Origin of the sequence: Desertivirga xinjiangensis (assembly GCF_024436435.1) — a bacterium.
GTDB lineage: Bacteria > Bacteroidota > Bacteroidia > Sphingobacteriales > Sphingobacteriaceae > Desertivirga > Desertivirga xinjiangensis.
The window spans coordinates 751,904-762,928 of sequence record NZ_JAFMZP010000004.1 but is presented as its reverse complement, the minus strand read 5'-3'; the positions used below and the strand labels follow the sequence as shown (position 1 = coordinate 762,928).

12 protein-coding genes are annotated in these 11,025 nt (G+C 40.4%); all 12 read right to left on the bottom strand.

The features are described 5' to 3' along the window. Positions 1-110: 110 nt before the first annotated feature. The 12 genes from J3P37_RS14255 to ubiE all read right to left on the bottom strand — a co-directional run bounded on the left by J3P37_RS14255 (position 111) and on the right by ubiE (position 11,009). Positions 111-668, bottom strand: coding sequence for an OmpH/Skp family outer membrane protein (locus J3P37_RS14255; protein ID WP_256012016.1), 558 nt, complete (start codon positions 666-668; stop codon positions 111-113). Positions 669-702: 34 nt separating this feature from the next. After that, positions 703-1,233, bottom strand: a complete 531-nt coding sequence (locus J3P37_RS14250) for an OmpH/Skp family outer membrane protein (RefSeq protein WP_256012015.1) — start codon at positions 1,231-1,233, stop codon at positions 703-705. Between the two features lie 82 nt (positions 1,234-1,315). Further along, positions 1,316-3,862: an outer membrane protein assembly factor BamA gene (gene bamA, locus J3P37_RS14245; protein ID WP_256012014.1), complete on the bottom strand. Its 2,547-nt coding sequence runs from the start codon at positions 3,860-3,862 to the stop codon at positions 1,316-1,318. A gap of 61 nt (positions 3,863-3,923) precedes the next feature. Further along, a complete protein-coding gene (gene uppS / locus J3P37_RS14240) occupies positions 3,924-4,664 on the bottom strand; it encodes an undecaprenyl pyrophosphate synthase (protein WP_256012013.1) in 741 nt (246 codons plus the stop codon). Between the two features lie 112 nt (positions 4,665-4,776). Beyond that, positions 4,777-5,571 (bottom strand): type IX secretion system protein PorG, encoded by a 795-nt coding sequence (porG, locus tag J3P37_RS14235; RefSeq protein WP_256012011.1) that lies wholly within the window; start codon positions 5,569-5,571, stop codon positions 4,777-4,779. Between the two features lie 114 nt (positions 5,572-5,685). Continuing rightward, positions 5,686-6,567 carry an NAD kinase gene (locus J3P37_RS14230; RefSeq protein ID WP_256012010.1) on the bottom strand — a complete coding sequence of 294 codons (882 nt, stop codon included), beginning with the start codon at positions 6,565-6,567 and terminating at the stop codon, positions 5,686-5,688. A gap of 57 nt (positions 6,568-6,624) precedes the next feature. Continuing rightward, positions 6,625-7,287 (bottom strand): CBS domain-containing protein, encoded by a 663-nt coding sequence (locus tag J3P37_RS14225; protein WP_256012009.1) that lies wholly within the window; start codon positions 7,285-7,287, stop codon positions 6,625-6,627. A 5-nt stretch (positions 7,288-7,292) separates the two neighbouring features. Next, positions 7,293-8,057, bottom strand: a complete 765-nt coding sequence (locus J3P37_RS14220; protein ID WP_256012007.1) for an alpha/beta fold hydrolase — start codon at positions 8,055-8,057, stop codon at positions 7,293-7,295. 104 nt (positions 8,058-8,161) lie between these two features. Further along, positions 8,162-8,611, bottom strand: coding sequence for a GatB/YqeY domain-containing protein (locus J3P37_RS14215; protein WP_256012005.1), 450 nt, complete (start codon positions 8,609-8,611; stop codon positions 8,162-8,164). Between the two features lie 84 nt (positions 8,612-8,695). After that, positions 8,696-9,466 carry an SDR family NAD(P)-dependent oxidoreductase gene (locus tag J3P37_RS14210; RefSeq protein WP_256012003.1) on the bottom strand — a complete coding sequence of 257 codons (771 nt, stop codon included), beginning with the start codon at positions 9,464-9,466 and terminating at the stop codon, positions 8,696-8,698. A 62-nt stretch (positions 9,467-9,528) separates the two neighbouring features. Then, positions 9,529-10,281 (bottom strand): type IX secretion/gliding motility protein PorT/SprT, encoded by a 753-nt coding sequence (porT, locus tag J3P37_RS14205; protein WP_256012002.1) that lies wholly within the window; start codon positions 10,279-10,281, stop codon positions 9,529-9,531. After that, the gene (gene ubiE, locus J3P37_RS14200) at positions 10,278-11,009 is read right to left on the bottom strand and encodes a bifunctional demethylmenaquinone methyltransferase/2-methoxy-6-polyprenyl-1,4-benzoquinol methylase UbiE (protein WP_256012001.1); all 732 of its coding nucleotides are present in this window, start codon (positions 11,007-11,009) and stop codon (positions 10,278-10,280) included. The genes porT and ubiE overlap by 4 nt, the downstream gene beginning before the upstream one ends. Positions 11,010-11,025 lie beyond the last annotated feature (16 nt).

Below are 11,025 nucleotides of genomic sequence, written 5' to 3'. Positions count from 1 at the left end.
TGGCTTAAAAACAGGCGTCGTTCCCATGCCTTTAAAATACGAAAATCTAGCAAAATAAAAAAGAGGCTATCCTTTTGAGACAGCCTCTTTTAGAAGAAAGAATTTGTTCTTTATTTTTTTGGAGCAGCAGCTGAAGTGCTGATTCCTAATTTGGTTTTAACCAGGTTGATGATATCATCTCCGCCGTCAAAGTAAACAACGCCAGGCTGAGAAACATCAAATACATAAGAGTAACCTTTTTCTTTTGAAACCGCTTTTACAGCATCCTCAGCTTTTTTGTAGATTGGCTGATAAAGCTCGGCTTGTTTTGCCTGAAGTTCCTGTTGCGCTTTCTGCTGAGTTTCAGCGATACGTTTTTCCATATCCTGAATCTCTTTTCCAAGAGTCTCTAATTCTTTACCTAAAGTTTCTTTATTAGCTTCACTTAAGGTTTTATACTTATCTTGATAAGCAACGATCTTTTTCTGGCGCTCGCTATCCATTTGTTTCAAGGCACCTTCTTTTTGCTCCTGAAATGTTTTAAAGGTTGCATCAGCCGCTTTCATCTCTGGCATGGCTTGTAGCAGATCGCCTGAGTCAATATGCCCAAATTTCTGCTGGGCGTTTGCCGCAACCCCACTTAAAAATAATCCAACAGCTACTACTGCTACTTTAACTAGTTTCTTCATTCTGATTTAAAAAATTATATTTTGTTCTAAACTTTTACTTTGCTAAGGTTCCGGGTTTGTACCCTAACCTGGTTATAACGTCATTACTTTTATCTAAACGTAAACTTGCATATAACATTATGACGTTACTGTTTTTATCAAAGATCATATCAAGCTGAGCATTTTCAGCCACTGCCTGTACCGCCTTTGCCACCCTGTCCTGAATAGGTTTTATCATCTTGATACGCTGCTGATACAACTCGCCTTCAAAACCAAATTTAGTTCTCTGAAACTCTTTTGCGGCCCTTTCCTTCTCTACGATCTCATTTTCGCGCCTTTTCCTCATCTCGTCCGTAAGCAAAACCTGGTCTGCCTGGTACGCTTTATACATCTTTTCTACTTCAGCAAATCGCGCATCAACATCTTTTTGCCATGTTTGCGAAAGTGCGTCTAACTGCTTTTGAGCAGAAGTGTACTCCGGTATATGTTGTAGAATATACTCACTATCTACATATGCAAATCGCTGGGCGAAAGCAGAAACACTTGCAATAAATACAAAAAAACAAACAAACAGAAATTTTTTCATGATAATATTTTTTTATTTGAGTCAAGTGCCTCAATTTGGTTTAATTTAAAAAATAATCTCAATGTAAGCATTTTTGATATACTTAGAATCCTCCGCTAAGTTGCTGTGCTATACTGAAGTGAAACTGGCCTTTATTGGCGTCAGGTAAACCCGGTATAGAGTCAAATCCATATCCATAGTCAATACCCAGCAATCCAAATATAGGCAGGAATATACGAGCACCCACACCTACAGAACGCCTCACATTAAAAGGCGTGTAGTCTTTAAAACTATTCCAGGTATTTCCTCCCTCAGCAAATGCTAATACGAAAACTGTGGCCTGTTGGTTCAAAGTAATTGGATGGCGGAGCTCTAAAATATATTTGTTAAATATCGGGCTTCCAGAATTACGTGCAATGTTCGGGTCTGCCCCCTCAGGAATTACTGAGTTATTTTCATATCCTCTCATCGCGATCACCTCCGATCCTTGCAAAAAGTCAAAGCCCTGCATTCCATCTCCTCCTAATTTAAAGCGCTCAAAAGCCGACTGACCGACTGCCCGGTTATACATTCCCAGGAATCCAAACTGAGCCTGCGCTTTAAGCACTAGCTTACCATAGACACGCTGATACCACTGCGATTCGAACTTCCACTTATGGTACTCTGTAAACCTGTAGCGATCCTCGTCTACAGCTGTACGGTAATTTAAATTATTTATTAATGAATAAGGAGGCGTTGCCTGAATGGTCAGTTTTAAATGCGATCCTGAAGTTGGATAAATCGGCGCATCAACAGAGTTCCGGCTCAGCTCTTGTGTCAGGTTGAAGTTATAAGAAGTTCCGGTCGAAAACAGGAAACCACCGTAATTCTTCAGTTTATATTGCTGAAGGTTAACAGCATGATTGATCTGGAAATAATCATCTGGCCATTTCAGACGCTGGCCCAAGCTAAAGGTCAAACCGTTTAAGCGGATCCTCTGGATGCTCTCATCCGGAATATCATCATAGTATTGGTTGGAGCTCAATGAGGTAAATGCACTTATTCCAAAATACACCGGCTTTTTGCCACCTAACCAGGGCTCAGAAAAAGAAAAACTATATGACTGGTACTGTTTACCGTTGGTCTGGCCTCTTATGCTTAACTTCTGACCATCACCTTTAGGAAGGGGTTTCCATTCCTTTAAGTTAAATAGGTTACGGGCTGAAAAGTTATTGAAGGTAAGACCCAGAGTACCGATAATACGGCCGCCACCGAAACCTCCGGAAAGCTCGATCTGGTCAGAAGGTTTTTCAGCAACGGTGTATTCAATATCCACAGTGCCGTCTGAAGGGTTTGGAATCGGGCGAACATCCGTCTTTTGCTCATCAAAGTTACCCAGCTGTGCTATCTCACGAGTAGTACGAACAACCGCTTCTTTGGAGAATTTTTGTCCGGGTTTCGTCCGGATCTCACGCATTACCACCTTGTCGTTGGTAATATCATTTCCCTGAAGGGTCACTTTATTGATAGTGTATTGAGGACCTTCGAATATCCTAAGCTCAAGGTCAATGGTGTCGCCATAAACCCTGGTTTGTACCGGGTCTACACCAAAAGTTAGATAGCCATTATTCAGGTATAGTGATGAAACATCATCGCCGCTCGCGCTTCCGCGAAGCTTCTTCTCGAGTTTCTCTTCACTAAACACATCACCTTTTTCAATACCCAATATGTTAGTCAAAGCCTCTGTTGTATAAATGGCGTTCCCGGCCCATTTAATATCACCAAAATAGTATTTAGGCCCCTCATACAGTGAGATGCCGATATTTACTGTCTCATTGGGGTTTCGAACTACAGAATCTCTGAGAATCTCTGCATCCCGGTAACCTTTCTCCTGCATCTTTGCAATCAGCGTACGTTTGTCTTCCTCGTATTTATTTTCAAGAAATTTACCAGAACGGAAGATATTAATACGTGAACGCTCTTTGGTTTTTTTCAGAAACTTTTTCAGCTGGGCTGATTTAAACTCTTTATTACCTGAAAAAGATATCTTATTTATCTTAGTTTTAGATTTTTTGTCAACTTTGATTTCCAGGATAACATTATTTGCTTCAGAAGGATCCTTCTTCTGATTAAATGTTACATCGGCATACAAAAAGCCTTTTTCATTGAAATACTTTTTTATAATGGCGGTACTGGTGCTCAAGAGGCTTTCATTAACAATCTTTCCCTTTTTATCATCAAGTTTTTCCTTGATGTCGTCAGTTTCTCCTTTTTTTAAACCTGTCAGTTCAATACGGGTCAAACGGGGACGTTCAACTACCGCAATGTCAAAGAAAATTGTATCTGACTTTATCTGACTTACATTTAGCTGTACATCATCAAATAATCCCTGTGCCCACAGATTCTTAACCGCGTTTGAAGTAGCATCGCCAGGCACTTCGATACGATCACCCTGAGAAAGCTTCGAAATCTGGATCAGAATCTCTTTATCCAGGTGTTGGGTTCCGCTCACAGTGATACCACCGATAGTATATTCTTTTGGGTTCAGGTAACTTATTTCATCCTGGCTGACTGGGGGGCGGCGAAATCCCGGGTTTCTGCCACCTCCAAGCTGAGCAAAAGAAGCAGTGCTAAATACTAGTAAATATAATGTGATTAAATACTTATTCATTTGAATCTATAACGTCGCTAAAATAGCTTAAACAGTTGTTAATATTTGTTAAAAGGGAAAATTAGTTGACCTGCTCGCTTGTCATTCCAAAACGGCGTTCTCTTTTTTGATAATCAATTATTGCTTCATATAAGTCTTCCCGTCTGAAATCCGGCCATAATTTTTGAGTAAAATATAACTCAGCATACGCCAATTGCCACAACAGGTAATTACTGATCCGGAATTCCCCGCTGGTACGTATCATTAATTCCGGGTCCGGCATATCGCCTGTTGTTAAGGACTCCGAAAAAAGTTGCTCATTAATATCATCGGGCGCAATATCACCCTCCTGTACTTTTTGGGCCAGCTTCTTTGCGGCTTCAACAATTTCCCAGCGGGAGCTATAGCTTAAGGCGAGGGTTAATGTACACCTGCTGTTAGCGGATGTTTTATGAATAGCTTCCTCAAGCTGGCGACGACACCTTTCGGGCAATAGCGACAGGTTCCCTATTGCATTTAAACGTACGCCGTTATCCATTAGTGTTTTGGTTTCTTTATTTATAGTGGCTACCAGAAGCTCCATCAAAGCCATCACTTCAAGTTTTGGACGATTCCAGTTTTCGGTAGAGAAAGCGTAAAGGGTTATGAAGGGAATGCCTGCAGCAACAGCACCTTCGACGGTATCGCGAACGGCAACAACGCCGTTTTGATGGCCAAAAACCCGTAGTTTACCTTTTTCTTTCGCCCATCGGCCGTTACCATCCATAATCACAGCAACATGCTTCGGCAGCTTATTCTTATCTATTTGATCCAGTAAACTCATTTTCATCTTAAGAGCCCGATAGGCCAGATATTCGGGGCGTAAAGGTAAGAAACTTAGTGAGTTTTTGCTGGTATGAAAAAATAATTAATACAGCTTCAAATAAAAATCGCGCTTAATAAGCAACTACGGGACAGCCGTTTTTAAAAATAGAGAACGTTAGGGAAAGCCCCACAAACATATAGGTATCTCTTTTCCGGTAATCACCACGCTGAGTTCCCTCAACGCCGGTATTTGAAAGTGATGGATCGGCCAGCTGTCTTCTCAGTTCAACAAAAGCAGCATCTCCTGAACCTTGTAAATTATCTTCATAAGGATATCTCTGGCTAACATCATCAAGGTAATCAGTAAAAGCTGTCCTGTACCCCGCCTCAGCTATCAGGCTCCATTTGCCACTGATATTATACTTGAAACCGGCACCGAACGGAACAGTTATGGCATAATTCCGGTATGGTACAGACAAGTTCTGGCCTTCTGTTCCATATTGTCGCAATTCGTAAACCTCACCATTGTATCTTGCCTGTGGGTTAAATCCAACCAGACCGATACCTGCAAATAAAAACGGCGTATATAGCTTTTTGCTTTGTGATGGTACGTAACTAAAAAAGTTAAACTCTGTCTGGAGGCTTACTTCTGTCAAAGGAGTAAAAAAATTAATATTTCGTTCCCGAGAATGTGCATTCTCTGACCTGGCATCATTGGCTTGGATCTCACCATGCGTAAAAGCTAATTTCAGCGACCAATAAGGATCGAAGCTCCGTTTAATCTGTCCTCCAAAAGCCAGGTTAGTAAGCTTATAAACCTTAACAGGATTCAAATCTCCCATATACCCTGAGGCCCCTACAAATCCGCCAATATCCCAGCTTTGAGCAGCTGCCGGTCTTGAATAGAACAACAGGATGATAGACAAAAAAAATGAGCAGAATTTTATAATCCTATACACCCGGAACTCCTGATTAAAAATTAACAAAACTATCTTACTGAGAAAAGCTGGATTTTGTTTCAGTCAGCCTATTACTTTGCACTAATAATTCCTGGTGTCTATTCCCCATAATAGTTTGTTTCTTAACGTAGATAAGTAACTTTCATTGTTAAGCCTGACCAAATTAAATTCGAAATCGGCCCGCCGTACATTGAACTTAAGGGTTGAATCTATCACTTCTGTGCGCGAATCGCAGGATAAAAGGTATTTGGAGCTACGAACTTCGACCTCAAACGACAAAACGTATGAATCTGACATGACAACCGGCCGAACATTAAGATTATGAGGTGATACGGGGGTAATTAGAAAGTTTTCAGATTTAGGAAATACAATCGGTCCTCCGCAGCTTAACGAATAAGCGGTTGAACCGGTTGGCGTTGCAACGATAAGTCCGTCGGCCCAGTAGGAGTTGAGAAACTCGCCGTTTATATAGGCGTGAATCAACATCATGGCCGAATTATCGCGCCGATGAATGGTAACATCGTTTAGCGCAAAGTTTTCATTCCCAAATACGTTGTTTTCAGACTCAATACTAAGCAGCCCTCTGCTGTCTAAAGTATATTCTCGCTTAAGGAGACTCTCGATTGCCGGTCTGATAGTATCTTTGCTGATACTTGCCAGGAAGCCCAGACGTCCAAGGTTTATACCAATTACGGGTATTTCAGAATCCCTTATCAGGATAAGTGTATCAAGCATGGTACCGTCGCCTCCGAGGCTGATCAGAACATCAGCTTGTCCTTTCAAATCATTATAGTCTTTGAAAGTTTCTAATGGAGCCGACAGGAGATTGTTCTTTAGGATAAAATGATGGAACTTGTAATACACCAGCGGCTTGATTCCAAATTGCAACAGGCAATCAAAAACCTGCTGAACATAAGGGAGAGCGTTACTGCTGAATTCCCTTCCGTATATTGCAATCTTCATTTTACAGATATGAATGTGTTTGATATAGTGATATTGCTAACCACCTAATTATAGACATTATATATTAAGGTAATTTATCAGTTGGTCATACCTGTCGCCCTTGCTATTTTCTGCCTTCAGATCATTATAAGTAGAAAGTACCGTATAATCGTAACGAATAAAGGAAGCTATAATTGCTGAAAGGTCGTATCTGTTAATTTTAAGGGTTATTTCAAGGCGTGTCGAGTCGGCAAATGATCTTATATAAGAACTCAGTATCTGAGCATTATTGGATTCAACAACCTGAGATATATGAGCCAATGAATTATTCCGGTTACCTATCTCCAATACAATTATTCCCCCTGGTTCTTTTACTGCCGTTATAGAGGCTACAAACTCGACCATGGTATTTACAGAAATAACACCGAGATAATTACTATTCTCATCCAGTACAGGAATTAAGCTAAGGTGCTTTTCTCCAAAAACTCTGATAACATCATATATATGCTGCTCCTGGTAAATGCAAGTATTATTCAGAGAGATCTTATTAGCTTCAATTGCTGTGGAATAGTCCTGTACCTCGATCAGATCGTCTTCTGATAACAATCCGAGTAATTGCTTATTTTCAACTACAGGCATATGATCTACACGGAACTCCGCCATACGATCAAGTACTTTCTGAATAGAATCTTGTGTACTTAATGGAGGTATAACATCTGATATTAGTTCGCGTGCAATCATTGCTTTTACTTTAGTAGAACCCGGTCTAAAAACTTTTTCAGGTATTCAATAAATTCCTGAGGCTGCTCCATCATTGGAGCATGTCCGCACTTATCTACCCAATTTAGCTCTGAATTGGGTAAGAGCTGATGAAATTCTTCAGCCACTTCCGGCGGGGTCACTTTATCATCTTTTCCCCATATCAGGCATGTTGGTATGGTGATCTTATGCAAATCTTTTGCCATATTATGCCTGATGGCAGATTTTGCCATAGCAAGTATCCTGATTACCCTGTTACGGTCGTTTACCGTATCAAAAACCTCATCAACGAGTTCTTTTGTAGCAAATTCAGGATCATAAAAAGTATAGGCAACTTTCTCTTTTATGAAGTCGTAGCTCTCCCGACGCGGGAAAGATCCACCAAAAGAGTTTTCATATAAACCTGAGCTGCCAGTCAGGATAAGAGATTTAACACACTCAGGGTGACTTAATGTGAAAATGAGCCCCACATGTCCTCCCAGGGAGTTACCCAGAACAATGATATTCTGAAGCTTTTTCCACTTAACGAATTTATGCACATGTTTTGCAAGGGTGGTTACTCCTGTAGTGAGCAGGGGTAATTCATAAATTGGCAATAAAGGGATAATAACCCTGTACTGAGATTTAAAAGCATTTGTTACATCCTCCCAATTACTTAATGCCCCAAACAAACCATGCAGAAGCAGAAGTACATCGCCTTCACCTTCTTCAATATATTTAAATCCGTTTTCTTCTTTGACCGTAAAACTCATTGTTTTTAAACAAACGTTCTGTTGTAAATTATAATAAGCATTCTAAAGACGAAATAAAAGTAAGTCTTTTATGCCTGATATTAAAAAACCGTTGACTGCTAATACTATGACGACAGTAATTGCTTGACAACTTCTGAAACTGTTTTTCCGTCGGCCTTTCCCGCCAGCTCCTTGTTTGCAGTTCCCATCACCTTTCCCATATCTTTCACAGAACTTGCACCAACTCTCGAAATTACTTCAGTAATATAAGCCACAATCTCTTCCCTGCTCAATTGCTTTGGTAAAAACTCTTCAATTACTTCGAGCTCTTCGATCTCTATTTTATAAAGGTCGTCGCGGTTCTGGGCTTTATAAATATCTGCAGATTCTTTCCTTTGTTTAGAAAGTTTCTGAAGTACTTTGATCTCAGCCTCCTCAGTAACTGAATCTGAGGCACCTTTTTCTGTTTTCGCTAATAATAAAGCAGCTTTTATAGCCCGAAGTCCCCGTAAACGAGCATCATTCTTTGCCAGCATGGCCGCCTTTATCTCCTGGTTTATTGTTTGTTCTAACATGTTACTTTTCCTCTTTTTGTGAAAGTCTAATTGTTTTTAAAGGCCACAAAGAACCTTCAAACATTTTCACCCTCCGTATGTGAGCTACCGCTCATGAAGGTTTTTAAATAAATGAACTGAGCTTGCCTGCGCCGTCGGCATAATTACAAGGTCATTGATATTTACATGTGCGGGACGTGACACAGCAAACCAAATGGTTTCGGCAATATCATCAGCGCTAAGTGCGTCAAAGCCTTCATATACCTTTTTGGCGCGTGCCAGGTCGCCTTTGAACCGCACTTCAGAAAATTCTGTTTCCACGGCTCCTGGGTGTACTCCCGTAACTTTTATTCCATATTGCAATAAATCAATGCGCATTGCTTTGTTCAGAGAATCAACGGCATGTTTAGTTGCGCAATATACGTTTCCATTTGCATATGTTTCTTTTCCGGCTATCGATCCCAGGTTAATAATGTGTCCTTTCCTCCTTTTCACCATCCAGCCCGACACTATCCTGGTAACATACAAAAGCCCTTTTATGTTAGTGTCTATCATAATATCCCAATCATTGGTATTACCCTGATCAATTGGTTCGAGTCCTAAACTAAGGCCCGCATTATTTATCAACACATCAACATCCTGCCATTGTAAATTTAAATTTTCTAAATTTTCTTCTACGCTTTGTTTGTTCTGCACATCAAACGTCAGGGTTTGTACCTCTATGTCAAAGTCCATCGTCAGCTGATGAGCGAGCTGATCGAGTCTTTCGGCTCTCCTCCCTGTTAAGATCAGGTTAAATTTATTCTTTGCAAATAGCTTAGCACATGCTTCGCCGATGCCTGAAGTTGCCCCTGTAATTAATGCTATTTGTGACATATCTTTAGTAAAAGGCCGAAATTACTATAAAGCCAGTTAAGGTCAACAAAAAATAGCAGAACTTATTCAAAATATAAGCTGAATTGGAAATTTCTGAGAAAAAGCTTGTCTACAGGTGAAGTGTAAGGGTTAGGTTCTTCTTTGGTGTTTAAAACACTATTTATAGATTGTGAAAATTTGATTTCAGGAGATAGCTTAAAATACTCGAAGTAAAGATCAAATCCGATGGCTGCTTCGTAGGAGAAAAAACTTTTACGGTTTTTAACAAACCTTTCGCTCAAAATCTTATCTGCGTCGTCAGTTTTTTTCTTGGACACTATATCCATCGAGTACCTGCCTCCTGCAAGAATATATGCCCGAAAGTTATGCCTTCTTTCTGATTTTAATTTTATTCCCAAGGGCAGATTCACAAAAGTTGCCTGCACTTCTTTTTGAACAGTCTCAATTGTAGGTGGCTGATCGTCATCATAAACGTAATCAAGAGTAGCATTGCTAAAAGCTAAGATCGGTGTAAAACGCAAATTAGCATTCGTGCCCATTCGAAGGTCGGACACAAAACCTAAGCCAAAGCCAGGCTTTGGAGAAGAGCTTATACTATAGGGACCCGCCATACTTTTCCCTTCATCCGTGAGGAAAAAAGGCTCACGCCACGACTCCTTTTTAAGAATTTTGTATTCAGCGCTGATATATTGAAATGTAAATCCAAAGTGCAGCCTCTCATCATCTACTCCGCCGCCCATGTTCGGAGCACTTTGCGCCTTAGCAGCATGGATAGAAAACAGAAATAAAATAAACGCGCCGAGTATTCTTATCATTTAATACCAGTGTAAATGGAACAAATTCCAAACGCTAAAGGACGATTTTTAGTTTCCCTGTATCCTACTTTTTCCATGAGTTCAGTAAACTTCTTACCATCAGGGAAAGCCCCAACGGACTCAGGCAGGTACTTATAGGCGCTATTGTCTTTGGAAAAAACCTTACCGATAGCGGGAGTTATGGAATTAAAATAGAAGCTGTATAACTGTTTAACCGGGAACATAGTAGGCTTTGAGAACTCCAGGATCACCGCTTTTCCGCCTGGTTTAAGTACACGCAGCATGTCTGCAATACCTTTTTCAAGGTTCTCAAAGTTTCTTACCCCATAAGCAACGGTTACCGCATCAAAGGTATTATCATCAAATAGCAGCTTCTCAGAATCCCCGAGAGAAACCTCAAATTTTTGCTGCAAATTTCGTTTCCTTATTTTCTGATTGGCTATTTCCAGCATCCCACTCGAAATGTCCACTCCTGTGATTTTTTCCGGCTTTAATATCTGTAACGCTTCAAAGGCAAAATCCCCTGTTCCTGTTGCTACATCCAGAATGAACCGAGGGGAGTCTTTTTTCAATTCCCCGATGGCTTTTTTTCTCCAGATAATATCAATTCCGAGCGACAGGAAGTGGTTCAGAAAGTCATAAGTTTTAGAAATATTGTTAAACATGGTTGCTACCTGTTCTTTTTTGGTAGCCTTCTCATCTTTATAAGGAGTAACGGGTTGCGACATACGCCGCAAAGATAGG